The organism is Flavobacterium sp. (genome assembly GCF_032153895.1).
Taxonomy (GTDB): Bacteria; Bacteroidota; Bacteroidia; order Flavobacteriales; family Flavobacteriaceae; genus Flavobacterium.
The window spans coordinates 42,197-66,363 of sequence record NZ_JALDYN010000006.1; the positions used below are offsets into that span (position 1 = coordinate 42,197).

The window sequence follows — 24,167 nt, forward strand, 5'->3', positions numbered from 1 at the left end:
CGTAAATTTAACTAAAAGTTTGCAAGTACAAAACCAAATTGGAAAAAACGGAGTTTTTTCCAAAGAAGCCCAAAACTAGCAATAACACAAAACTGCTGTTATAGGCAGTAGCTATTACTTCTTAAATTCTGTATTCCATTTATCTTTAGAATCAGCATATTTTGCAGTTAAACTATCTGGAATGAAGAATAATTTATGAATGAATCTAAGTGACATTGCTATACCATATGCAAATATTAGATTTATTAATACTGGCATAACTTGAGGCTCGTCCTTGCCTAAAAAATTGTACATATTATAAAATAACAAGATAATTAGAGGGACAATGATAATACCATTAATTAGTATCCAATTTTTAGTTTCTGTGTGTAATAATTTGCCTGTTTCTTCAATTCTACCGTCAAGTATTACATATCCATTATGGATTACTTCTAAAACAATAAAATCAGATGAATCTAAATATTCAATTTGAATTTTAGCAATTTTATCATTGATTGAAACAGAAAGATTATCAATTTTTTTGGTCAATAATACTTCTTTAATTTTATGACTTGACACAATTTCGAGCTTTTCTATTTGCTGTTTAGAAATTGTCTTGCGGCCATTATTAAAAATTATTATTCTGGTATTAAATTCTTTTCCTTCGCTTTTCCAATCATCAAAACTTTCACAGGTTTTACAAATGGTTTGCGTTGTATAAACCAATCTGTAGAATGTTTTAAAATATAAATAGTATGAAAGAATTACACAGATAATAAAAGTAATTATTGTGATACAGTTTCCTGTTCCAATATAATTAATTAGTTTTTGGATTATTTCAAGCATATTTTTGAACTGAAGTTAGATTTTTTGTGCTATTGCCTATAACGTGTTGCGGCTTAAAACCGTTGCGGCAATTTACGAATTATTTGTTATGAAATGTGGCTTTGGAAAATCCGAAGGATTTTCATTTAAAAGGTAAAACCAGCAATGGTTTTAAACCGCTGTTAGCAGTAGTTTTTATCTTTACATTCCAACAGTTTCATAAATGTAACATATTCCGTTTTTAGGATTTAGAAAATATCTGGAGCGTTCAAAATCATCATGCTGATCTTTTGCATAAATGATATAATCATCATTAGTTTTAAACCAATTAGGTAATTCAGTGAATCTAGACCAATTATTTCCCGTGGTATCAATTTCAAGATTATTTTGTCTAACAAATTCTTTAAACCATTTTTTGTTAGTTTTGAATTTTAAAAACAATTCATATTCAAGAGTAAAATGTCCGGATTGATAGTATTCTCCTTTTATTAATTTAATTTCTTTAGGAGATTTGCTTCCTGACCAATATCTAAATGCTTCTTCAGCATCGTTTGTTTTGGTTGACATACAACTTACAAAAAGTGTTAATATACCCAAAGATATTATTCTTTTCATTGCTCTAAATCAGAATAGTTTTTTAAAATTACTGCTAACGTCCCGCCGGCTTTGAGCTGGTGGGGATTTTTGTTACTGATGTTTACAAATATACCGAAAAGTCTGAAAGAAAAAACCTCACTTCAGAGAAGAAAGTGCAAACACTAATCTTTACCGATACGCACCCAAAACCCAATAGCTCAAAACCGCTGTTGTATACCGTTAATTTTTAAATTCAGTTACTAAATGTTCAATTGCTTTTTTTATTCTTTCTACATTTTCTTTAGGAATTTCTAAGATAATAACATTTGCTTTTTCTGTGTCAGAATAGAAACTATTTCCCCGAGATTCAGTAAATTCTTTAGATATGGATTTCGTGTTGTATTCCATAGTTATAAAAAGTTGCCTAAATTTTCTATCTGAATTATCCACAAAGTTGGTTGTAGGAAAATCTTCAATTTCTAGATAACCGATTTTTTCAATAGGAATTGTATTTTTCTGAATTAATTTATTTACATTTCCTTGTTTTTCTTCACATGGATTCGAAAAGTATTCAACTATAATTAATTCTTTATTTTTTTCTGTAATATGAAAATAAAAATCTAAAGTGTATTCCCTATCAATATTATATTTACATAGAGAAATAATTTCAATTGAACTATTTGCTAAATATTCTAAAGTTTGATTAGTTTGGTTATTGACTTTTATTGTGACCTGATTTTCTTCTTGAATTTCAAATGAAGGTTCTTTTTTTTGCCCATTACATGAACTAAGTGTTAAATAAACAATTAATAAAATGATTTTAATATTCATGATCTGATTTAGTTTTGTTAATGGTATACAACGTGTTGCGGCTTGAAACCGTTGCGGTAATTTACAATTAAATTTGTTATGAAATACGGTTTTGGAAAATCCGAAGGATTTTCAACAGAAAGCTAAAACCAGTAATGGTTTTAAACCGCTGTTAGCGGCAGTAGTTTTTATTTACAATACTCATCTCCATATCTCCAAGCTTGAATCCAGTCTTCTGTTTTCAAGTTATATTTTTCCAAAACAGTGCCTATTTCCCTGTCGACTATTCTCTCAATATACTTATCATGTTGCGCCAAAGAATTCGGATATTTTTTGTCTGCTAAAACCTTAGCACTTTCTTGTATTTTTTTTCTCATTTCTTTGATTTCGCACAGACTGATATTTTTACCTTTCAAATATTCCACAAACTCATTGTATTCTGTATCACCATTATTAGTTTTTTCATTAACTTTTGGTTCGTTGCAATAAGAAAATATCAAGAATAGTGAAAAGAATATTATTCGAAAAAGTGTTTTCATATTTCTTTTTTTGACGGTTGGTAAAACTATTGCCGCTAACGTTTTTGGGCTTGGCGCCGTTGCGGTAAATTTAAGAAAAATAAGTTATGAAATAGCGTTACCAAAATCCGCAGGATTTTTTATTTAGCGAGTTGCTTTAGCAATTGCGCTAAACCCGTGTTGTAAATTGTAGCGACACGAATTGTTGGCACACAAAGTAACCACAAACTTAACACACACAGTTTCAAAAAGTATTTAAACCTTCCGTCAATGAGAAGAAAGAACAATTAGGTAAACGTCAAGTTGAGCCACAAAGTAGCCACAAAGAAATTCTATAAAGAAACTCGCCAAAGAATTTCTACAAAGTAGGAGCGGAGTGAAGTTGTAAATTCGATAGTTCTTTCAAAGTGATGAAACCTTCCGTTAGGTTCGCGCAAAGTTTTTGCATTTTCCCAAAATAATCTATTTAACACAAGAATATTACCATATAAAAATAAATGGGATTTTGCTTAAAAAGAGAAATTGAATCGTAAGCCGGAGCTATGATTTACAACGTTTTGAGGCTTTAAGAAGTGGCGTAAATTCGACACTAGCCATTACAAATATACCGAAAAGACTGAAAGAAAAAACTTTACTTCGAAGAAGAAATGCAAACACTGCCTCTTCCTATTATAAACCGGCGTAGCCATTTCTTAAAACCGCTGTTGTGCGTTGTTTTTATATTTTTACTTTAGTTTTTAAAAATTCACCGTTTTCGTCTTCGTTCCATTGGTCTTCTCCAACTAAATAATAATTACCGTTTTCTTTTATTATTCTATTTTCAAAATCTTGATTTTCCGAAACAAATGCTTTTGTTTTTGCGATTTCATTCCAGGTTCCGTTTTTGAATGAAAAAACAGAAATATAATTCCACCAACCTTCATTTGATTGAGAAAAAATGATTATTTCGTTAGCATTGTCATTATTCAAATCTTCAGTTTTCGAAATAAAAACACCCAAACTTTGGTCAAAACTTATTTCAGGAATATTTTTAGAAAATTTGATGTTTATATAGCAGTTTTTTTCTCCGCATTCAATTTCGTTAGTTTCGATATTCCGTTTTAAATTTATAAATGCAGTATCGTTTATTTTATCATTGTTAATATCTCCGACAAAGAATTTTTTGTTTTCAATTATGTTTTTTTTCTCAATAGAATTTTGAGTTTCTACTTTTTTAGAAACTTTTTTTTCGGTTTTAGCCTCGCAGCCAAAAATTAGCAAAAGCAAAATTAAAAATCTCATTCTTTCGTTTTTCGTTTCGTTTGGCCAAAATAACGCACAACGTTTCTGCAGCTTGGCGCTGTCGCGGCAATTTACGATTAATTATGTTATGAAAATCAGTTTTGGAAAATCCGCAGGATTTTTCAATAGAATAAAGTAGGAGCGATAGTGCTAAACTGCTGTTAGCAGTTGTTTTTACTTTTTACCAAAATTCCCACCATTTTTTTCCACCTACAATATTGTTTTTTTCTTCGGTGATTATTGAATACTGCAAATCAAATTTTGAAGCAATTTCCAAATATTCTTCAGCCCATCCATTAGATAATGATAATTCTTGATAAGTGCATGTTGGAAGAAAATCAACTTTAACTTTTTCTAATGTCTCATAATCGCAAAATTCGATTTTTTCAATATCAAGATTTATTTTCGTGATCAATATTTCTGGTTTGTCAAATCCTGTCCAAACTACGTCTGTTTCTGAACTTATTTTACCTTTTACTGTTTTCAACAGTTTGGATATCTCTTTAAAACTTTGATATTTTTTGATTTTAGACATGAAAATTTCATAAACTTCCGTATCACAATTTCCTTTTAAGTCTTTCAATGTATTTATTGAGTATTCTTTAGAACAAAGTCTTTCATTGATAAGTTTTATATCTTGTAGTTTATTTGCGATAAAGCTCCAAATAGTATCAATTTGATTTTCAAAAACTTCAATATCTGATAGATTGTTTATCCTTAATAAACCGTCAGCATCTCCATCGTATTTATCGTAAACCACTAATTGTTTTTTATTTATAACGTTTTTCATAAAATAACTGCTAACGTTTCTGCAGCTTGGTGCTGTCGCGGCAATTTAAGAATAATTTTGTTATGAAATGCGTGGCTAGAAAATCCGCAGGATTTTCTGTTAGAATAGAGTTAGAGCGATAGCGCTAAACTGCTGTTAGCTACAGTTTTAATCTGTCATTGTATATCCAGCTCTCGTTTTCAATTTATTTGGTTTAAACATAAAAGATATGCTATTTATGTTTACATCGTTCAATTCATCAAGAGTTTTATAGTTAGTAAAAATTTCACAAGCGACTGCTGTAAAATCAAATTGATTATCTACGGGATTAAAAAATAATTGAATTCCTCCATCATAGGTGTTTTCTACTAATTCAACATTTGGAAACAATTCAGTCAGATAATTCAATTTCAAATTCAGTTTTTCACCACTAAATGCTAAAAAAGTAACAGGTTTATCTGTTTCAGTATTCTCCAAATCAGGATTTATCGCAACGTAATTCAAATTCGTGTTTTTTGGAATTAAGAATTTCGAGCCTCGTTCATTTCTTTTATATTTCTTGTTTTCAGAGCCTAATAATTCCGAAATAGTCTTTGTCGATTTCGAATTACGATTAGATAAGAATTCAGTTATTAAAATTAACCATTCTTTTGACGTTGTATTATTTATGTTTTTCGTTTCAGTCACGGTTTTTCTCAAATTGTAGCTAACGTTTCTGCGGCTTGAAACCGTTGCGAATTTTTGTCACAAGCCTTCACAAATATACCGAAAAGGTTTAGAGAAATTACTACTTTCGGAGAAAGAATGCAAACACTGGCTCTTCCTATTAAACACCGAACCAGCAATGGTTTTAAACCGCTGTTAGCAGTAGCTTTTTATATAAAATCAGTGTCCGAAATAATTTTCCAATTTCCACCAGCTCCAAAAACATCTATATGGTTTCCATCAAAACTGTGAAAACCTTCTTTTGTCTCTTCGTCGCATGGAGAATATACTATCTCGACATTGTTTAGATTGTTGATGTTCCAATTTTCCCAGACAGTATAGTATATTCTATATTTTTCAGCACAATTTCCAGTAGTTTCAATTCTAAAACTTTTAAAGCCTAAACGTTCCATTTTAGCTCGCAATTCAACTGAAACATCATCTAAATTCATCGAATTATTTGCTAAATCAATTTTTGATATTTCTTGCAGAGTAATTTTAGATATTTCATCAAGTTCAGTTTTTCTATCCTGTATTTCAGTTATGTTTTGTTCAAAACATTTTTTATAATTAGGATTGAAAAAATTATATGCTTTCCACAAAAACATTGAAAGTATAATAAATAAAACTGCGTATATAATTTTTACGTTTCTCATTTTAAAGTTACTGCTAACGTTTCTGCGGCTTGACGCAGTAGCGGCAATTTACGACAAAATATGTTATGAAAATCGGTTTTGGAAAATCCGCAGGATTTTTCAATAGAATAGGTTAGGAGCTATTGCGTTAAACCGCTGTTATAAGCCGTTTCTTGATCTTTATAAATAAAATAGAATAGAAGTGAAGCATTTATTAAGCAAGCATACATTCCATATCTAATCTGTCCTAAAATAGGAAATGATATGACTATGACCGCAAAGGAAATTAATATTAAGACAAGATTAAGAAAAGCCAAGAAGATTAATTTCTTATGTCCTCTAAAAACACAAACCCATATTGTAATATTAAGCATCAAAATTACTGTAAAACAGTAGAAAATAGGTTCAAAAGCCATTGCTAAATCGAATCCACTCAATGAAAAATCCTTTTTTGCTTTTTGGAAAGCAATGTTTTTTTCTTTTTCAGTTTTAGCTGTTGAATAAGCTCTCAAAAAACTTGACTCTTCCTTTATGGTTTTATCCGAACACATTTGAAAAAATGGAAAAAAGAAAATGAGTAAACTCATAGTTGCTAGGAATCTAATAATTTTTTTTCTCATTTTTTGGTTGTTTATTCCCGTCTCGTTTTTTGAAATGGCTTATAACGTTTCAGGCTTAGCCGTCGTTGCGGCAATTTACGAAGAATTTTATTATGAAATGTAATGCATGAAAATCCGCAGGATTTTCTTTTAGAGTTTAGACCAGCAATGCGGCTAAACCGCTGTTATGCACTGTTCATTCTTTCGGATAATATTTAAGTTCAAGTATTTTTTTCCATTTCGGAACATTAAGTTCATTTGATTTATTTTCAATTGTATCCAAACCAATTGAGTTCACCCATTTTTCGACTGTGTTAAATAAATCATCAAAATCGTCAAAATCTTTTGATTCTATCGCATTGTTATTTATGACTCCTATAGCTGGTGCAGAATTCCCTAAAAAGTCTCTGTATGCTATAATGTAATATTTTGAATGTTTGTGTTTGAATAAATCATTTATGTTTAAACGAATGAACTCAAGGTATTTTACAATTTTATCCATATCCCAATTAAGATCATCGTAAAAATGAGGTTCGATTACAAAACAAGAAAAAGGTTTTTTATCCGACATGTTTTTTCTGAATAGTGCATAACTTACTTATATGTATGACAAATATATACAAAACCAACATACGTATGTTAGACATGTATGATTTTTAGGAATACTTATACAACAGGAAAAATAACATCCAAACAAATCAATTCCAAGCTGGTTACAGCTTTTAAGGGATACAAAACACCATTGAGTTCCTGAACCTCCTGAAAGTGTAAAAACACAAAATTCGGATTGTTTAAATCCGGCTGAGAAGGCAGTTCTAGGGTTATGGCGTTCAGTGTATTTGCTTTAGAAAGAGAGATAGGAGTGCTTTGATGTGTTATTGTTCTTAAATGCTCAAAATCAAAAGTAACCACCACCAGTTGTAGCTGTACCGATGTGGCCGATGCACTCAAAGTTAAATTTTTATTCAGATTACTGATCTCCAACGAAGCAAAAGTAGTGGGAGCAAGGCTGTAGTTGCCGCCAATATTATCTTTAAGTATAGCGTTGGGGGTAAATGAAAAAGAAGTAAACAATGCGCGTCCTTCCGGAGTTTTTAATCCGTTGAACACCGTTCTTTTTCCGCGTTCCGATAGCGTGTCAAGTACCTTAATCTCTTGCAGTAAACCCATCATCCGACCGTGCTGGGTAGTGTCATGTAATAGCTTTAGATAAGGTTCCAAAGCAAGCCTCATGAGCTTTTTGATTTTAGATACATTGCCAAATTCGCTACTATTTTCCCTCACCCGTTGCATGTTGGAAGATTGCTTAATCGCTTTACCATTAAAACCACCACCACTTTTTCGGGCAATAGCAACTCCTTTTCTAAAATAGAAAGTAATATCGTCCAAAGTCCCATCCAACTTAATAATACCTTTTTGTTTTGCCATAAAATAAAATCATTTAGTCAATCAATTATACTTCATGTAATAACCTATTTTCTTTCTTCAAGCCACGCGACCTAGGAATGCGCAGCCGTTAAGAAAATGGAGTAGCAGTCCGTTAAGAATTATCCGCTGTTTGAGCGCTAGCGAGTTCGGATAATTTAGTACTGCTGCTTCATTTTTAGGCGGAGTATTCCAAGTCTTGATCTTTTGTTTCTTTTGTATCAAGACAAAAGAAAAAATAAGCCATTATTCATTTACAATGGTTGGTAATCACATAACACTAAAAATCAAAACCCACATCACAATACCATATATAGCGTATATATAGCGTATTTATAGCGTGTATATAGCGTATATGTACCGTACATGCGTAAAGCAAAATCCATACCAAATTTGTAAGAAACCAAAACATAAAAGTAAGAAAACCGAAGTGCATCATTTTACTACAACAAATCTCCTTTAATATGTATATTTGTAACCTTAAACAAACAAGTACACTATGTCTGATGATAAGAAAGTGATATTTTCCATGTCACGCGTGAGTAAAACCTACTCATCTACCAACAAACAGGTATTAAAAGATATCTACCTGAGTTTCTTCTACGGAGCTAAAATCGGAATCTTGGGACTTAACGGTTCGGGTAAATCGTCTTTGCTGAAGATTATTGCCGGAGTTGATAAAAATTACCAGGGTGATGTGGTCTTTGCACCGGGTTACACGGTTGGCTATTTAGAGCAGGAGCCGTTGTTAGACGAAAATAAAACGGTTATTGAAATCGTACGCGAAGGAGTAGCCGAAACAATGGCAATTCTGGACGAATTCAACAAAATCAACGATATGTTCGGGCTTCCGGAAGTATACGAAGATGCCGATAAGATGCAGAAACTGATGGACCGTCAGGCGGATTTACAAGATAAGATTGACGCAGCTGGTGCTTGGGAGATTGATACCAAATTAGAAATCGCTATGGACGCTTTACGTTGTCCGGATGCCGATACGCCAATTAAAGTATTGTCCGGAGGAGAGCGTCGTCGTGTGGCGTTGTGCCGATTGTTATTACAACAGCCGGATGTCTTGTTATTGGATGAGCCTACCAACCACTTAGATGCTGAGTCGGTACACTGGTTAGAGCAGCACTTACAACAATATAAAGGAACCATCATTGCCGTAACGCACGACCGTTATTTCTTAGATAACGTTGCAGGTTGGATTTTGGAGTTGGATAGAGGAGAAGGTATTCCTTGGAAAGGGAACTATTCTTCTTGGTTAGACCAGAAATCGAAACGTATGGAGCAGGAAGAAAAAGTAGCTTCAAAACGTCGTAAAACCTTAGAACGTGAGTTGGATTGGGTACGTCAGGGAGCCAAAGGGCGTCAGACGAAACAGAAAGCCCGTTTACAAAACTACGATCGTTTGTTAAACGAAGATCAGAAAGAGCTTGATGAAAAACTAGAGTTGTACATCCCGAACGGACCACGTTTAGGAACTAATGTTATCGACGCTAAAAAAGTAGCTAAGGCTTACGGCGATAAAATTTTGTATGATGATTTGAACTTTACCTTACCACAAGCAGGTATTGTTGGGATTATCGGACCAAATGGTGCGGGTAAAACAACCATTTTCAAAATGATTATGGACGAGTTACAACCAGATAGCGGAGAGTTCGCCACAGGAGAAACCGTGAAAATCGCTTATGTAGATCAGACACATTCCAACATCGACCCGGAGAAATCCATTTGGGAAAACTTCTGCGATGGTCAAGAATTGATTATGATGGGCGGGCGTCAGGTTAATTCCAGAGCGTATTTGTCGCGTTTCAATTTCGGTGGAAGTGACCAGAACAAAAAGGTAAACACTTTATCCGGAGGAGAGCGTAACCGACTGCACTTAGCGATGACTTTGAAAGAAGAAGGAAACGTATTGCTTTTGGATGAGCCTACGAATGACTTAGACATCAATACGTTGCGTGCTTTAGAAGAAGGTTTGGAGAACTTTGCTGGTTGTGCGGTGGTAATTTCCCACGACCGTTGGTTTTTAGACCGTATCTGTACGCATATTTTGGCTTTTGAAGGCGATTCACAAGTGTACTTCTTCGAAGGTGGTTTCTCAGATTACGAAGAAAACCGTAAAAAACGATTAGGTGATGTAGCACCAACACGATTGAAATACAAAAAACTGATTCGATAAAAAGGATTTCTATGACAAAAAAGACTATTTTTTCAATTATTATGTTTGTTGCCTTAGCAACTTCTACATTCTATTCTTGTTCAAGCGACGGCGGTGAAGCTGAAGCATCTTGCGGAAAAGTAAAAAACATCGGTATTAGCAGTATTACCCCTACGATGATTAGTTTTTATTTCGACAACGGAAATAATGCGAACTCAACCACGGTAGAGTATGGTGTAACTGGATTTACCCAAGGAACCGGAACAACGGTTATTACTTCCAATAGTTATATCGGTATTGAGAATTTAAGTCCGGGTACAACATACGATTTTTATTTTACCGGAATATGCAGTGCCACTGAAAAGTCTGAAACCGTAAAAAAAAAGCAGTATTACAACAAATCCTGGCGAGTGTAACGGTACGGCTTCGGTAGTGTTTGAACAATCCAATACAACAAGTGTAAGTTTGAATTTGTATTATAATGATGGTTCTCCTTCGTATTATGAAATTGAATATGGACCTGTAGGCTTTACACTAGGTAACGGAACAAGAGTTAATACCAATACTCAGTTTAGTTCCAATTATCTGACAGTTAACGGTATGCAGCATAGCACTACATATGATTTCTATGTTAGAGCAGTTTGTAATTCTTCTGCGCCTACAGATACAAGTAATTTTATCAAATATACCTATACCACAGTTGGTAGTTGTCCTAAGCCTCATGGTTTGAACAGTGATGTTATTTCAGGAGCCTGTAATGTAGGAAGTGGGGCAACTAGAGTTATGTCTTGGCATTATGATTATGGAACACCAAGTAGTTACACGGTTTGTATTGTGCAACAAGGTGATCAGCCATCTGCTACAGCTAATGCCTATACAACCATGAATAATTCAATTGCCATAAGTGGTATGTATTGTTTGTGGAAAGCTTTTTACGTAAGAGCTAATTGTCAAAATGGTGATAGTAGTGATTGGGCAGGGCCATACTATTTTTAAATGAATAATGAAGTTTTGTTATAAAAAGCGCTCCATTGGGGCGCTTTTTATTTGTAACAATTTCACTTCAAAATATTATAAAAAAATTACGCGATGTAATCCAACTTTGTTAAATTAGACCTCTTTAAAAAGTATAGGTGATAAAATTTAACAAAATTACGTTTCTGCTTGTTGCATTACTGTCTTTTTCGGGCTTTTCCCAAGATGTGGGAACTACCGATAAAGAAGTGCAATTGCTTATTAAGCAGTCGGGTAAGCATTTGTTAAACCTCGAATCGGAACAATCTCTTAAAGTTGCCAAGAAAGCTTTAGACGGCGCCTTAAAAAGGGATAACAATGTCCTTATTGCTAAATCCTATAACCTTATTGCCTTAAACTTCGAAGAATTCTCCGATTATAGAAAGGCTATTGACTATTACCAAAAAGGAATTGCTTACGCGTTAAAGACCGACAACGATACGATAAAAGACTGGTTATATAACAATTTAGGAAACGTGTATGCGTTTCGGGTGAAGAATCCTAAAAAGGCAATTGAGGAATATAAGAAGTCGCAAGTCTATTCGCATATAGTTGGTGATGTGATTGCCAATGCCTATCTCAACCTGAACATCGCCAGCGCTTATTTTACTGACGAAGCTTACAGTGAAGGCTATCCATATTTGAAGAAAGCCGAAGAAACCTTTGCAAAAGAGAATGAACTGGAAGCTAATATTTCAATTAACTCGCTATTAGGAACCTATTACACCCACTTAAAGCAATACGAGAAAGCCGAAACCTATTTTAAAGAAGCACTTTATTACTGCAAGCAGGACAAACCTGAACTGATCGAAACCCACGCTATAGAGGTTTATGATGATTTTTCCGAGCATTACAAACAGCGTGGCGATTATAAAAACGCTTATGAATACCTGAATCAGTACAATACCTTAAAAGATAAGATTTACAATAAAACCCGATTCGATGCCACCAAGTACGAAGAACTTCAAATTGAACTTGATGAGTCTAAGCGGCAAATCGATAAAATAGAAGAGGAAAACTTTCAATACCAGCGGTCATTGTATCAGTCTAAAGTAATCGTTACTTTGTTTTTGGTTATTCTGACTATATTATTACTGTATGTGTATACCTTGTTTAAAAACTACAAGCGTCGTATCAAAATTAATAATGAGTTAAAAATTGCCAACGAAGCCTTGTATCTGGCTAAAAATCAAGCCGAAGAAGCTTCCCGTTTAAAAGAACAATTCATCTCCACCGTAACCCATGAATTGCGCACACCATTATATGGCGTTGTCGGCATAACCGAATTGCTTACCGAAGAGCACAAAGAACTTAAAAACAGCAAATACATCAAATCCCTGCGTTTTTCGGCCAAGTATCTGTTGTCGCTGGTTAATGACATTTTGCAGGTATATAAAATAGAGGAGAAGAAAATCACGTTAGAAGAAACTGTTTTCAACCTTTCGGACGAGTTGCATTCCATAGTGGAAAGCGTTCAGTTTTTAGCGGTAAAGAACAACAACAAACTTCTTTTAGATATTGACGATACGATACCGGAGTTTCTTATAGGAGATAAAGTTCGTTTGTCGCAAATCTTTATGAATCTGATTACCAATTCCTTGAAGTTTACTGATAACGGAAAAGTGAAAGTGTCCGCTAAACTGGTTTCAGAAGAAGCTCATAAAGCAACCATTGCCTTTGCCGTGAAAGATAACGGAATCGGTATCAAAAAAGAGAATCAGGAAAAGGTATTCGAGAAGTTCGTTCAATTAGAAAGACGTGCAGACGACTATCAGGGAACAGGATTAGGCTTACCGATTGTAAAACAATTGGTGGAAATTTTCGGTGGCAACATCACCATTGAAAGTGAAGAAAACGTAGGGACCACCATGCGATTCACCCTTTCTTTTGAAACTGACGAGCAAAAACGTATTGCGTTATTACAAGATCTAGATGTCGATTTCTATCAGGAGAATGCTTATAAAATTCTGGTAGTTGATGACAATAAAATCAATCAGATAGTTACCCAGAAGATTTTAGGTGTTCGTCATTTTGATAGCATTGTAGTCAGTGATGGGTATCAGGCGGTAGAAATCTTAGATAAAGAAACTTTCGATGTTATTTTAATGGATATCAATATGCCGGTAATAGACGGTTTTGAAACCACTAAACTCATCCGCGACAAAGGTATTACAACGCCAATAATTGCTTTAACTGCTTTCGATCGCCATGATGTATTGGATAAAGCCATGGCTTGCGGAATGAATGAAGTAGTAGTGAAGCCATTCGAACCTAACTCGTTGTACAAAAAAATAATCGCGTTAAGCGGTAAATAAAAAAGGTGGTTTTAGTACCACCTCTTTTTATTCTTTTTCGAATTGTCTGATTTTCTGCTGTTGGAATTGTTGTTGGAGTTTCCACCAGGTTTTTTCTTGCCGTCTTGTGGTTTCTTTTTGTTTCTGAAATCAGGTTTGGCATCCGGGTTTTTCACTTCATCTTTCCAAGGGAATGGATGGTCGTTTACTACTTTCACTTTTTGGCGAATCAGTTTTTCAATGTCCTGCCAATAGGTTTTTTCGTCTTTCCCACAAAAGGAAATCGCTAAACCAGAGTTTCCGGCACGCCCCGTTCTTCCTATACGGTGTACATACGTTTCCGGAATATTCGGTAAATCGAAGTTGATGACATACGGCAACAACTCAATATCGATTCCACGAGCGGCAATATCAGTAGCCACAAGAACAGAAGTTTCTTTGTTTTTAAAGCTTTCCAATACACGTTGTCTAGCAGACTGTGATTTATCACCGTGAATGGCTTCCGCACTGATATTCTGTTTTTTTAGAGCTTTCACCACATTGTCCGCACCGTGTTTGGTTCTCACAAAAACTAAAACGTTTTCCAGTTTGTCTTCCTCAATGATGTGGTACAATAATTTGCGTTTATCTTCTTTATCTACAAAATAGATTTTCTGATTTACTTTTTCCGCTGTACTCGATACCGGAGTTACAGATATGTATTTAGGACGCGTCAAAAAAGTATCAGCCAACTCCCTAATCTCCATAGGCATAGTAGCCGAAAATAATAAGGTCTGGCGATTATCAGGAGTCAGTTTAATAATTTTACGGACGTCGTTAATGAAGCCCATGTCAAGCATTAAATCGGCTTCGTCTAAAACCAAATGATGCAAATGGTTCAAGTCGATAAAACCTTGTTTGTGTAAGTCTAACAAACGCCCTGGAGTAGCAATCAAAACATCAACACCTTGCTTTAATTCGTTAACCTGCGGCACCTGATTTACACCACCAAAAATAACAAGCGGTTTCACAGCAGTATATTTTCCGTAGGTTTCAAAACTTTCACAAACCTGTATAGCTAGTTCACGAGTTGGTGTAATTACCAAAGTGCGAATATGTTTAGCTTTTTTAGGCGAACCAACAATGCGGTGCAGGTAATTCAGAATTGGAATGGCAAAAGCAGCTGTTTTTCCGGTTCCGGTTTGTGCGCAGCCAACTAAGTCAAATCCGTCTAAAACGGCTGGAATGGCTTGTTCTTGTATAGGAGTGGGAGCGGTGTAACCTTCTTCGGTTATGGCTTCCTGTATGCTTCGGTGTAATTTTAAATCCGTGAAATTCATAAAAAAACGATAGCGTTTATTGGGCTATCGTTTGCAAAAGTACTTTAAATTATTGACTTGGGTTTATTCCGCTTTCGCTTTCATGAAATCCGTAATCAAATAAGCGATGAGTTTGCCTACTAAATGATTGTTCTTCTCAAAGGCTAAATCAGGTGCGCCTTCGCAAATATGTAGGTATGAAGCATTTCTGTTTTTTCCGAAATAATGAATAAACTGACGCAGTTGTTCTGCAGAAAATCCGGAGAAAGTCATCGCACTACTCGGAATGTTCGGAATAGCATCTAAATCAATTTCAATTCCGAAAGCGTCAGTGGCAATATGTTTTTCTGCCAGTTCCATTTCTTCAATATAGTTTTTCTCACCACGAACGGCAATTTGTTCGTAAGTATTGTATTTTACTTTGTCTTCTGTTTTTTTGATGCTTTCCAGAATGCTTTTCGAGGTGTAATTCTCATGCAATCCGAAGATGAAATATTTCTTTAGAAAGCCTTCTTCAAATGCATACGAAAATCCATTACCACTATGACGACCTTCCAACGGACGAAAATCGGTATGCGCATCAAAGTTAATGGCGTTAACCGGTTTGCCTTTCGCAAGTGCCAATCCTTTAATGTTGCCATAAGCGTTGTTGTGACCACCGCCAACAATAATTGGCGTTTTCCCAGCTTTTACAATTTGGCAGACAATGTGCGATACTTCTTTATCAATCTTCTCAACCAGTTTAAAAAAGGTTTTTCGGTCTTCTTTGCTGGCTGGGCTTAGTTCGTTTATGGTTTCCATTTCTTCGGAAACGTCTATTTTGCCTAAAATAATCAAGCGCCCGCCTTTGCAGAAACGGTTATGCTGAATATTGACGATGCTTTTCAAGGTGCTTTCCCAGGCCGAAGCCGCTCCTGGTCTTCCTAAGTTGGCGCGTACACCAATGTCTTCGGGAATACCTAAGAGTACGAATTCAGCATCGCTGGCTTCCAGAAACTCCAGAGTGTCCATTTCCTTCGGAACGGTCTGAATGCGCTCTCCAAATTTAATTTCACCACTACGATGACTGGTTATCTTGGCTAAATCATTTAAAGTGAAACGGATAAGTTTTTCCATAAAAAAAATCAAAAAAAATGGGCATTCAAAAATACTATTTTCCCTAAAACTTACGTTTACTATTTTAGGTTTAAATGAAAAAAAATTATATTTGAAAAAAAACTAACATTATGGAAAACCAAAAAAGTAATTCAAGTTTAAAAGCAGTTGTTGTTGTTCTCGCATTATTATTGTTGGGAAGTTTAGGATATATGTACAAAATGAGTACTGATAACCAGACTTCTGAAAATAAATTAATGACTGATAAAGAAAAATTAAGCGAAGAATTACAAGCCTCGATTGCAAAATACGATGAGGCGATTTCTGAAAATACTTCTTTATCTGACGAGTTATCGGTAGAAAGAGAAAAATTAGTACAGTTGCAGGCAGAATTAGAAAAATCTAAAGGAGATGCTGCTGCAATGGCTAAATTTAAAAACGACTACCTGCGTTTAAAACGTGAAATGGATAACTTAATGAAAGAAAACGATGCGTTGAAAAAACAAAACGTAGTGTTAACCAGTCAGCGTGACAGTACGCAAGTGGTTTTAGAAGATACCAGAAAAGTACGCGACACATTAGTAGCTAAAAACGATGAATTAGCAAAAACAGTTGAGAAAGGTTCAAAACTTTCTGTATTGAATCTTCAAACCATGGCAGTTAAACAAAGAAGCTCTGGAAAACAAATCGACACAGATAAAGCTTCTCGTGCAGATGTTTTAAAAATCAGTTTCATGATTGCTGAAAACCAGATTGCAAAATCAGGAGACAAAACGTATTATGTTCAGGTAATTGACGCTAAAAACAACGTTTTAGGAGATAAGAAAACCGAAATCTTCGGGGATAAATCGTTAACATACAGCTTTACAAAAGTGGTTAAGTATGAAAACAAAACGGTTAAAGTTGAGCAGGATTTACCAGTAAAAGATATCGAAGGAGGTTCTTACTTTGTAAACATCTTCGATAAAGGAGAATTAGTTTCGAAAACTTCGTTCACATTGCGATAATATTTGAGATTATCAAAAAGAAAGTCCCTCGTTTGGAGGGACTTTTTTGTTTAAATACGGTTACCGTTTATAATTACTTCTTCAATTAAATTGGTGCCGAAGGCATAAGGCAACTGATAATAGGAGGTCAGTGGTTTGGTAATAATCACACTGGCTGATTTTCCTTTGGTGATACTTCCGTGCGTATCTGAAATCCCCATAGCGTAGGCTCCGTTTATGGTTGCTGCATTGATAGCTTCTTCCGGAGTCATTTTCATTTTAATACAAGCTGTAGCTACTACAAAATTCATGTTTCCCGAAGGAGTTGTTCCCGGATTGAAATCTGTGGCTAAAGCAAGTGGCAAACCAGCCTGCATCATTTTACGAGCCGGCGTATACGGAATGCTAATGAAATAAGAGCAACTCGGTAAAGCTACCGGCATAGTGATGCTGTCTTTTAAAACAGCAATATCTTCATCGGTTACAATTTCTAAATGATCTACTGAAAGCGCTCCGTGTTTAACACAAGCTTCAATTCCATTAATAGCTGTAAACTGATTCACGTGGATTTTAGGCGTTAAACCGTATTGTTTTCCGGCTTCCATGATGCGTTCGGTTTCTTCGATGGAAAAATACCCGGTTTCAAGAAAAGCATCAATGTAATCGGCTAGGTTTTCAGCTGCAATTTTAGGCAACATTTCATTGATAATTAAATCGATGTATGCTGAATGATTTTCTTTGTATTCTAGAGGAAAAGCGTGCGCTCCTAAAAAAGTTGCCTTGATTTTTACCGGATAATTTTCGGCTAATCGCTTAATGACGCGTAACATTTTCAGTTCGCCTTCAACCGTTAAGCCGTAACCGGATTTGATTTCTACTGCGCCGGTTCCTTGTTGCATTACTTCTTCTAAACGCGCTTTCGATTGCTCGTAAATTTCATCTTCAGAAGTTTCATTCAGTTTTTTAGCCGAATTTAGAATTCCGCCGCCACGATTGGCAATTTCCTCGTAACTCAAACCGTTAATTCGGTCAACAAACTCCTGAACACGATTTCCGGCGTACACAATGTGCGTATGACTGTCTACCCAAGTTGGTAAAACAGCTTTTCCTATGGCGTCAATAACAGTATCGAAAGAAGCTTCTGATGGACAGTTGTTCATTGTTCCGAAATCGGTAATCGTTTCATTTTCAAGAACTAAAAAGGCATTGTCAATTTTCGGCAAAACCGCCATTTCGGCTCCGGAAACTTTATCGATAGGATTTTCACGAACCTGTAAAAGTTCCTGTATGTTTTTAATGAGAATTTTCATGGCTTGAAATTTTTCGTAAAAGTAAAATGGAATTTCAAAAACTCCTATCTTTATGACAAATTATTCGGCTTTGAGAAAAATAAAATATAAAAAAGGACGAAGAGTACACCCCAATTTTTACGAATACACCGGCATTCATAAAACGGAACCTGTAGCAATGCAGTTGTTCGTGTACAGCGAAAATCACTTCGAAGAATTCAAAAATGTTACACTTGCAAAGATTGAATCTGAACTTAATGATAAGAATCAGGTAAATGAAGTTAAGTGGTTGAATGTGCATGGGTTGCACAATACTGAATTAATTAAAAGTATTGGTGATTTACTTGAAGCTGAATCTTATATAATTGGAGACATTCTAAATACTTCGCGTCGTACTAAAATTGAAGAATTGCATGATATGTTGTTTTTCAGCATCAAGTCGATTTTGCCGGAAGAAGATCTGAATAACATTCGCATTGAACAAATCAGTTTTATTCTGAAGGATAATTTATTGGTGTCTTTTCAGGAAAAAAAGAGTGATTTTTTCAGCCATATTCGGGAAAGAATCAGAACTAATGGCGGAATTGTTTGCAAGAAGAAAAACGATTATCTGTTGTATCTGATGTTGGATGCGATTATGGAAAACTTCTACATAACGATTGAAAGTTACGAAGACCGAATCGAAGCCTTGATGGTAGAAGCTAAAACCAATCACAGACAAGATGTTTTAATCCGAATAGAAAACAATCGTGAGAATTTGAATTTTTTAAAGCGTTCCATTATTCCCTTGCGCGACGCATTGTTCAGTTTGAAAAGCTTTCAGGATGATAACGAATACGACGGAATAGAGTCGGCCAATTATACGTTTTTCGCCCGTTTGCATCAGAAATGTTTAGAACTTTTAGAACAGATTGATTACGATCTGAATTCCCTTGACAGTGCTTCACATTTCCATTTTTCGGCACAAAGTCAGCGAATGAATGAAATTATGAAAACTTTGACAGTAGTTTCTGTTGTATTTATTCCACTAACCTTTATTGTTGGAGTTTATGGAATGAATTTCGACAATATGCCTGAATTACGCTGGCAAAACGGTTATTTTATGATTTTAGGTGTCATGTTTTTACTGGTGGTGGGAATGCTGGTCTATTTCAAAAAGAAAAAATGGTTTTAAACCATATCTTCCGGCTTTACCCATGCGTCAAAATCTTCTGCGGAAACATAGCCTAAACGAATCGCTTCTTCCTTTAAAGTTGTACCGTTTTTGTGAGCGGTTTGCGCAATTTCTGCAGCTTGATAGTAGCCGATTTTTGTATTTAACGCAGTAACCAACATTAAAGAATTATCAACTAATTCTTTGATTCGTTTATAATTAGGCTCGATGCCTTGCGCGCAATGCTCATCAAAAGAAACACAAGCATCTCCCAATAATCTCGCGGATTGTAAAAAGTTAGCTGCAATCATCGGTTTGAAAACATTGAGTTCGTAATGACCTTGCGTTGCTCCGATAGTAATAGCCACATCATTTCCCATTACTTGAGCGCAAACCATCGTTAACGCTTCGCATTGCGTCGGATTGACTTTTCCCGGCATGATGGAAGAACCTGGTTCGTTTTCCGGAATGAAGATTTCTCCGATGCCGCTTCGTGGTCCGGAAGCCATCATTCGGATATCGTTTGCGATTTTATTCAAAGAAACGGCGACTTGTTTTAAAGCACCGTGCGTTTCTACCATCGCATCGTGAGCGGCTAATGCTTCATACTTGTTTTCGGCTGTTTTGAAAGGCAGATTAGTGAATTTGGCAATGTATTCCGCTACTTTTACATCATAACCTTTTGGCGCGTTTAAACCAGTTCCTACAGCTGTTCCGCCGAGTGCTAATTCAGATAAATGAGGTAAAGTGTTTTTTAAAGCCTTTAAGCCGTGGTTTAATTGCGCAACATAACCTGAAATTTCCTGGCCGAGTGTAAGCGGAGTTGCGTCCATTAAATGTGTTCTTCCGATTTTAACCACATCTTTAAACGCAATGGCTTTTTGATGTAAAGTATCTCTTAGTAGCTCAATTCCGGGAATGGTGGTTTCGACAATCATTTTATAGGCCGCAATATGCATGGCAGTAGGGAAGGTGTCGTTCGATGATTGCGATTTGTTGACATCATCATTTGCTTTGATAAACGATTCTTCACCAATTTGTTTTCCGGCCAAAACCTGCGCCCGATTGGCAATCACCTCGTTCACATTCATATTGCTCTGCGTTCCGGAACCGGTTTGCCAAATTACCAACGGAAACTCATCGGCTAACTTTCCTGAAAGGATTTCATCACAAACTGCAGCAATGGCATCTCGCTTTTCATCAGCTAAAACTCCTAAGTCACAATTGGTGTGGGCGGCGGCTTTTTTTAAATAAGCAAAGGCTTCGGTGATTTCTTTGGGCATGGAAGCTGCTTCGCCGATTTTGAAGTTGTTTCGGGAGCGTTCGGTTTGAGCGCCCCAATAACGATTAGCCGGAACTTTAACTTCACCCATGGTGTCTTTTTCGATGCGGAATTCCATTTTGTTCAGATTATAATCGTTAAAATTAAACATTATCAAATGGTTATGAAAGACTATTAAAATAAATTTAAGGGAAGTATTGCCGAAGCAGATTTTTCCGCGTATATTTGGCCTGAATTCATAAAATTCCGGAAAACATGTTTGAATTTCAACAGTATTTAGGCTTTTTACTTTTCTTAGGAATCTTCTTAACAGGATTCTGGTTAATGCTTTTCTTAGTAAACTTTGTGTTTTACTGGGTAGGTGGAGCTCTTTGGGAAAGATTCAAAGAGAAAAGAGCAGAAAAAGCTGCAAAACAGGCATAACTTTATGTAGGTTTTAAAAATAAAAAAGTCCCGAATTCGGGACTTTTTTTATGGATTGTTTTTGGATTAACCTCCGAAGAATTCATCTCCGTTTCCGTTATCACCATTTTTAGTTTGTCTTTCTTTTTCGTTTTTCTTCTTGTTGAAACGGTAAGTAAACGATAAGTTGATTTGACGCTCTCTCCATTGCATTTCGCTGTAGGAGTTCATTACGTTAGCCAAATTCGTTTCTGAAATTCGTTTTCTTGAATTGAAAATGTCGCTTACGTTTAAAGCAATGGTAGCTTTCTCTTTAAACAAATCTTTGCTTAATGAGGTGTTTGCTGATAAAACACCTCTGCTGGTTCCCTGAGCATTTTTCTGTGGAGCATTATAAGTTCCGTTTGCTTGCCAGTCGATTCCGTAAGGTAAACTGATTTTTGAATTGATTCGGGAGAACCAAGAATAAGCCGTGTTGTCTAAATTTTGAACTACTTCATTACCTTGAAAATCTGTATACTGATAATCTCCTTCGGTTTCATTACGGAAGAAATTGAAGTTTCCGTTCAAGCGCCACCATTTAACAGGTGTATAGTTTAAGGTAAACTCAAATCCGAAACGATATTCTGTCGCTAAGTTAACCGGTGTGCTTACAATTACTGGTGTGTGAATGTCTTCTCCACCAACAATTACAGGGTTTCCGGAGCCGTCAACTGTGTCTTCTCCATCAACCACAGTAGTTACAAAATCTCCCGATTCTTTTCTGATAAACTGATAAACATCCGTAGTTCTGTTTAAATATGCAGAAGTATTTAAAGTTAGTTTTGACCAACGTTTCATATAACCTAAATCGATTGCATCGGTTTTAGCAGGATTGATGTCCGGGTTACCTTGGAACAAGTTGATGTTACTCGAATAATTCGAAAACGGATTCAAGAAACGACCTCTCGGACGGTTGATACGCTTACTGTAACTAATACTCGCACTGGATGTATCTGAAAACTCATACGTTAAAAACAAGCTAGGGAAGAAGTTGTTGTATGATTTTGTATTATAATCGTTAGTCGTTAATTGATTTACATTGATGTGTGTATCTTCAAAACGCAAGCCTAACAAGTACGAAAACTTATTAATTTTAGATCCGAATTGTGTATACAAAGCATTTACTTTTTCGATATATTCCAACGAATTGGTGTATTGTGCGTTGTTTACCCAGTTTCCGCTGTCGTCTAAATAATCGATTGAGAAAGGTGTCTTCAGATTGGTGAAACTTCCTCGATAACCAGCTTCAAACTGTGTATTTTCTTTAATTGGGAGCACATAATCCGCCTGAAACAAATTTCTGCGTTGTTTTTCGTTGTTGGTTGTTCTTTCGATTAATTTGTTGGCTTCGTCACCAATAACATAATCCGTGATTGTTGAGCTATCGTTGTCTCTATCTGCTGAAATAGCAATATCGACAGTTAATTTGTGACCATCTTTTTTGAACTTTTTAGTCAGATTGGTTGAATATTCTAAATCAACACTTTCATTGTTCTGATCGTTAAAACGGTTTCTGATAAACGTTGGTGTGTAATCCGCATCATAATTGTAGTAGAAAACATTGTCTGGATTAGAGCCGCTGTTCTTTCTGATGGAAATTGCATTTGTCCAAGTTGTTGATTTGTCTAAAAACCATTCCAATCCGAAGTTGGTGTTAAAACCTTCGCGTCCACGCTCATTGTTTCTTCTTTCGTTGATATAGTTTGTGGTTTCACCAGTAGTTCGGTCTAAATATTCCGTGTCTGTCAAAGAATTTCCTGGGCTTTTACTATTAGTATAACCAGATGTTGTAAACAAGTTGAAATTTTCACTTCTTAAGTTGATGTTCCCGTTTAAACCGTAGTTTTGAGGATCTCCAACGGTTCCGGTGATACTTCCGTTTACACCTTGCGCTTTTCCTTTTCTTAAGATGATGTTTACGATACCGGCACCACCTTCGGCTTCATAACGCGCTGATGGATTGGTAATTACTTCTACTTTTTCTACAGCATCAGCGGGTAACATTCTTAAAGCATCAGCAATATTTCCAGCCATTCCGGATGGTTTTCCGTCGATTAAAACGCGAACATTTTCGTTTCCTCTTAAGCTCACATTTCCATCATTGTCAACGGTTACAGATGGGACGTTGTCTAAAACATCGCTAGCCGTTCCGCCTTTTACCATCATATCCTGACCAACGTTGTAAACTTTTTTATCCAATTTGATTTCTACAGTTGAACGTTCTGCAATTACAACTACTTCGTCAATTTGGGTAGATTCTTCACTTACGGAAATCGTTCCTAAATTGGTGTCGGCTGTAATCGATTTGTCTTTAAATTCAACGGTTTTAAAACCAAGAAATTCTACTTTTAAATAGTAAGTTCCAGATGGAACTTCGAAGGAAAATTCCCCTTTACCGTCAGTCATTGCTCCGTTTACAACTGATGGATTAGCAGTGTTCTGAGCGTAAATACTAGCGTATTCAAGTGGCTGATTCGTTGATTTTTCAATTACTTTTCCGGTAACTTTTACTTTTGGTGATCCTTGTGCAAAAGTTAGGACCGACGATACTAGCATAAAAGCAACTAGTATTTTTTGAATTTGTTTCATGAATGCTGGTTTGTTTCCCTTTAAGACTGCAAAAGTAACCCTAGGTTTAAGAGGGTTTTCATAAATGTTTGTTAAAAACAAAAAACACAGTTTTAAATAATCTCGAAGATTTTTTCGATTGGTCTTCCGATGACTGCTTTTCGACCGTTAATAATAATAGGGCGTTCAATCAAAATTGGGTTTTTCTGCATGATAACGATGAGTTCGTCATCGGTAAATTCTGTACCTTCAAATTGTTCTTTCCAAAGCGGTTCTTTGGTTCGGATTAATTCTATCGGTTTGATTTTTAGCTTCTTAATTATTGAAGTTAATTCGCGTTTGGTAAGCTTTTCATCCAAATATTTGAAGGTTTCAAACTCAATTCCTTTATCTTCTAAAGCACAAACACCATCTCTTGATTTGCTGCAACGCGGATTGTGAAATATCTTAATCAT

General features: G+C 35.6%; 24 protein-coding genes. 7 read left to right on the forward strand and 17 right to left on the reverse strand.

The features are described 5' to 3' along the window. Positions 1-114: 114 nt before the first annotated feature. From RUH60_RS03950 to RUH60_RS04000, 11 genes are all read right to left on the reverse strand, one after another. On the reverse strand, positions 115-825 hold the full coding sequence (locus RUH60_RS03950) for a hypothetical protein (RefSeq protein WP_313805655.1): 711 nt from the start codon (positions 823-825) through the stop codon (positions 115-117). Positions 826-1,005: 180 nt separating this feature from the next. Further along, positions 1,006-1,419: a hypothetical protein gene (locus RUH60_RS03955; RefSeq protein WP_313805657.1), complete on the reverse strand. Its 414-nt coding sequence runs from the start codon at positions 1,417-1,419 to the stop codon at positions 1,006-1,008. A 201-nt stretch (positions 1,420-1,620) separates the two neighbouring features. Beyond that, a complete protein-coding gene (locus tag RUH60_RS03960) occupies positions 1,621-2,211 on the reverse strand; it encodes a hypothetical protein (RefSeq protein WP_313805658.1) in 591 nt (196 codons plus the stop codon). Positions 2,212-2,378: 167 nt separating this feature from the next. Beyond that, the gene (locus RUH60_RS03965) at positions 2,379-2,729 is read right to left on the reverse strand and encodes a hypothetical protein (RefSeq protein ID WP_313805659.1); all 351 of its coding nucleotides are present in this window, start codon (positions 2,727-2,729) and stop codon (positions 2,379-2,381) included. Between the two features lie 696 nt (positions 2,730-3,425). Beyond that, positions 3,426-3,989, reverse strand: coding sequence for a hypothetical protein (locus RUH60_RS03970; RefSeq protein WP_313805660.1), 564 nt, complete (start codon positions 3,987-3,989; stop codon positions 3,426-3,428). A gap of 181 nt (positions 3,990-4,170) precedes the next feature. Continuing rightward, positions 4,171-4,779 (reverse strand): hypothetical protein, encoded by a 609-nt coding sequence (locus RUH60_RS03975; RefSeq protein WP_313805662.1) that lies wholly within the window; start codon positions 4,777-4,779, stop codon positions 4,171-4,173. Positions 4,780-4,926: 147 nt separating this feature from the next. Next, the gene (locus RUH60_RS03980) at positions 4,927-5,445 is read right to left on the reverse strand and encodes a hypothetical protein (protein ID WP_313805664.1); all 519 of its coding nucleotides are present in this window, start codon (positions 5,443-5,445) and stop codon (positions 4,927-4,929) included. Between the two features lie 188 nt (positions 5,446-5,633). After that, a complete protein-coding gene (locus tag RUH60_RS03985) occupies positions 5,634-6,119 on the reverse strand; it encodes a hypothetical protein (RefSeq protein WP_313805666.1) in 486 nt (161 codons plus the stop codon). 119 nt (positions 6,120-6,238) lie between these two features. Further along, the gene (locus RUH60_RS03990; protein ID WP_313805668.1) at positions 6,239-6,718 is read right to left on the reverse strand and encodes a hypothetical protein; all 480 of its coding nucleotides are present in this window, start codon (positions 6,716-6,718) and stop codon (positions 6,239-6,241) included. Between the two features lie 175 nt (positions 6,719-6,893). Then, positions 6,894-7,268, reverse strand: coding sequence for a hypothetical protein (locus RUH60_RS03995; protein WP_313805670.1), 375 nt, complete (start codon positions 7,266-7,268; stop codon positions 6,894-6,896). 95 nt (positions 7,269-7,363) lie between these two features. Then, a complete protein-coding gene (locus RUH60_RS04000; protein ID WP_313805671.1) occupies positions 7,364-8,125 on the reverse strand; it encodes a hypothetical protein in 762 nt (253 codons plus the stop codon). Between the two features lie 496 nt (positions 8,126-8,621). Between RUH60_RS04000 and ettA the strand changes: the two genes are divergently transcribed. The 4 genes from ettA (at position 8,622) to RUH60_RS04020 (ending at position 13,618) form a co-directional block, all read left to right on the forward strand. Further along, a complete protein-coding gene (gene ettA, locus RUH60_RS04005) occupies positions 8,622-10,310 on the forward strand; it encodes an energy-dependent translational throttle protein EttA (protein WP_313805672.1) in 1,689 nt (562 codons plus the stop codon). Between the two features lie 11 nt (positions 10,311-10,321). Next, positions 10,322-10,705, forward strand: coding sequence for a hypothetical protein (locus tag RUH60_RS04010; protein WP_313805673.1), 384 nt, complete (start codon positions 10,322-10,324; stop codon positions 10,703-10,705). Between the two features lie 16 nt (positions 10,706-10,721). After that, the gene (locus tag RUH60_RS04015; RefSeq protein WP_409559651.1) at positions 10,722-11,285 is read left to right on the forward strand and encodes a fibronectin type III domain-containing protein; all 564 of its coding nucleotides are present in this window, start codon (positions 10,722-10,724) and stop codon (positions 11,283-11,285) included. A gap of 137 nt (positions 11,286-11,422) precedes the next feature. Continuing rightward, the gene (locus RUH60_RS04020) at positions 11,423-13,618 is read left to right on the forward strand and encodes an ATP-binding protein (RefSeq protein WP_313805676.1); all 2,196 of its coding nucleotides are present in this window, start codon (positions 11,423-11,425) and stop codon (positions 13,616-13,618) included. 11 nt (positions 13,619-13,629) lie between these two features. Here RUH60_RS04020 and RUH60_RS04025 read toward each other — a convergent pair whose 3' ends face one another. Both RUH60_RS04025 and RUH60_RS04030 read right to left on the reverse strand, forming a co-directional pair. Next, a complete protein-coding gene (locus RUH60_RS04025) occupies positions 13,630-14,916 on the reverse strand; it encodes a DEAD/DEAH box helicase (RefSeq protein WP_313805678.1) in 1,287 nt (428 codons plus the stop codon). A 63-nt stretch (positions 14,917-14,979) separates the two neighbouring features. Beyond that, positions 14,980-16,011 carry a formimidoylglutamase gene (locus tag RUH60_RS04030; protein ID WP_313805680.1) on the reverse strand — a complete coding sequence of 344 codons (1,032 nt, stop codon included), beginning with the start codon at positions 16,009-16,011 and terminating at the stop codon, positions 14,980-14,982. A gap of 110 nt (positions 16,012-16,121) precedes the next feature. Here RUH60_RS04030 and RUH60_RS04035 point away from each other — a divergent pair, with 110 nt between their 5' ends. Further along, positions 16,122-16,997 carry a hypothetical protein gene (locus RUH60_RS04035; protein ID WP_313805682.1) on the forward strand — a complete coding sequence of 292 codons (876 nt, stop codon included), beginning with the start codon at positions 16,122-16,124 and terminating at the stop codon, positions 16,995-16,997. Between the two features lie 50 nt (positions 16,998-17,047). Here RUH60_RS04035 and hutI read toward each other — a convergent pair whose 3' ends face one another. After that, positions 17,048-18,286, reverse strand: coding sequence for an imidazolonepropionase (gene hutI / locus RUH60_RS04040; RefSeq protein ID WP_313805684.1), 1,239 nt, complete (start codon positions 18,284-18,286; stop codon positions 17,048-17,050). Positions 18,287-18,356: 70 nt separating this feature from the next. On the opposite strand from hutI, the gene corA reads away from it, so the two are divergent. Beyond that, positions 18,357-19,439 carry a magnesium/cobalt transporter CorA gene (gene corA, locus RUH60_RS04045; RefSeq protein WP_313805763.1) on the forward strand — a complete coding sequence of 361 codons (1,083 nt, stop codon included), beginning with the start codon at positions 18,357-18,359 and terminating at the stop codon, positions 19,437-19,439. On the opposite strand, the gene fumC is transcribed toward corA, so the two are convergent. Continuing rightward, positions 19,436-20,818, reverse strand: a complete 1,383-nt coding sequence (fumC, locus tag RUH60_RS04050; RefSeq protein ID WP_313805765.1) for a class II fumarate hydratase — start codon at positions 20,816-20,818, stop codon at positions 19,436-19,438. The genes corA and fumC overlap by 4 nt on opposite strands. A 137-nt stretch (positions 20,819-20,955) precedes the next feature. On the opposite strand from fumC, the gene RUH60_RS04055 reads away from it, so the two are divergent. After that, positions 20,956-21,123, forward strand: coding sequence for a hypothetical protein (locus RUH60_RS04055; RefSeq protein WP_313805686.1), 168 nt, complete (start codon positions 20,956-20,958; stop codon positions 21,121-21,123). A 66-nt stretch (positions 21,124-21,189) separates the two neighbouring features. Here the strand turns inward: RUH60_RS04055 and RUH60_RS04060 are convergent, their stop codons facing one another. Together RUH60_RS04060 and arsC are read right to left on the reverse strand one after the other, a co-directional pair. After that, positions 21,190-23,733, reverse strand: coding sequence for a TonB-dependent receptor domain-containing protein (locus tag RUH60_RS04060; RefSeq protein ID WP_313805688.1), 2,544 nt, complete (start codon positions 23,731-23,733; stop codon positions 21,190-21,192). Positions 23,734-23,825: 92 nt separating this feature from the next. After that, positions 23,826-24,167: an arsenate reductase (glutaredoxin) gene (gene arsC / locus RUH60_RS04065; protein ID WP_313805690.1), complete on the reverse strand. Its 342-nt coding sequence runs from the start codon at positions 24,165-24,167 to the stop codon at positions 23,826-23,828.

What these genes read in the sequence shown, in the direction of transcription:
- RUH60_RS04055 (WP_313805686.1), top strand. Translation starts at nt 20,956, where the DNA reads ATGTTTGAATTTCAACAGTATTTAGGCTTTTTACTTTTCTTAGGAATC.
- ettA (WP_313805672.1), top strand. Translation starts at nt 8,622, where the DNA reads ATGTCTGATGATAAGAAAGTGATATTTTCCATGTCACGCGTGAGTAAA.
- RUH60_RS03985 (WP_313805666.1), bottom strand. Translation starts at nt 6,119, where the DNA reads ATGAGAAACGTAAAAATTATATACGCAGTTTTATTTATTATACTTTCA.
- RUH60_RS03955 (WP_313805657.1), bottom strand. Translation starts at nt 1,419, where the DNA reads ATGAAAAGAATAATATCTTTGGGTATATTAACACTTTTTGTAAGTTGT.
- RUH60_RS03950 (WP_313805655.1), bottom strand. Translation starts at nt 825, where the DNA reads ATGCTTGAAATAATCCAAAAACTAATTAATTATATTGGAACAGGAAAC.
- RUH60_RS03970 (WP_313805660.1), bottom strand. Translation starts at nt 3,989, where the DNA reads ATGAGATTTTTAATTTTGCTTTTGCTAATTTTTGGCTGCGAGGCTAAA.
- RUH60_RS03995 (WP_313805670.1), bottom strand. Translation starts at nt 7,268, where the DNA reads ATGTCGGATAAAAAACCTTTTTCTTGTTTTGTAATCGAACCTCATTTT.
- RUH60_RS04025 (WP_313805678.1), bottom strand. Translation starts at nt 14,916, where the DNA reads ATGAATTTCACGGATTTAAAATTACACCGAAGCATACAGGAAGCCATA.
- RUH60_RS03975 (WP_313805662.1), bottom strand. Translation starts at nt 4,779, where the DNA reads ATGAAAAACGTTATAAATAAAAAACAATTAGTGGTTTACGATAAATAC.
- RUH60_RS03965 (WP_313805659.1), bottom strand. Translation starts at nt 2,729, where the DNA reads ATGAAAACACTTTTTCGAATAATATTCTTTTCACTATTCTTGATATTT.
- RUH60_RS04060 (WP_313805688.1), bottom strand. Translation starts at nt 23,733, where the DNA reads ATGAAACAAATTCAAAAAATACTAGTTGCTTTTATGCTAGTATCGTCG.
- fumC (WP_313805765.1), bottom strand. Translation starts at nt 20,818, where the DNA reads ATGGAATTCCGCATCGAAAAAGACACCATGGGTGAAGTTAAAGTTCCG.
- arsC (WP_313805690.1), bottom strand. Translation starts at nt 24,167, where the DNA reads ATGATTAAGATATTTCACAATCCGCGTTGCAGCAAATCAAGAGATGGT.
- RUH60_RS03990 (WP_313805668.1), bottom strand. Translation starts at nt 6,718, where the DNA reads ATGAGAAAAAAAATTATTAGATTCCTAGCAACTATGAGTTTACTCATT.
- hutI (WP_313805684.1), bottom strand. Translation starts at nt 18,286, where the DNA reads ATGAAAATTCTCATTAAAAACATACAGGAACTTTTACAGGTTCGTGAA.
- RUH60_RS04000 (WP_313805671.1), bottom strand. Translation starts at nt 8,125, where the DNA reads ATGGCAAAACAAAAAGGTATTATTAAGTTGGATGGGACTTTGGACGAT.
- RUH60_RS03960 (WP_313805658.1), bottom strand. Translation starts at nt 2,211, where the DNA reads ATGAATATTAAAATCATTTTATTAATTGTTTATTTAACACTTAGTTCA.
- RUH60_RS04010 (WP_313805673.1), top strand. Translation starts at nt 10,322, where the DNA reads ATGACAAAAAAGACTATTTTTTCAATTATTATGTTTGTTGCCTTAGCA.
- RUH60_RS04035 (WP_313805682.1), top strand. Translation starts at nt 16,122, where the DNA reads ATGGAAAACCAAAAAAGTAATTCAAGTTTAAAAGCAGTTGTTGTTGTT.
- RUH60_RS04030 (WP_313805680.1), bottom strand. Translation starts at nt 16,011, where the DNA reads ATGGAAAAACTTATCCGTTTCACTTTAAATGATTTAGCCAAGATAACC.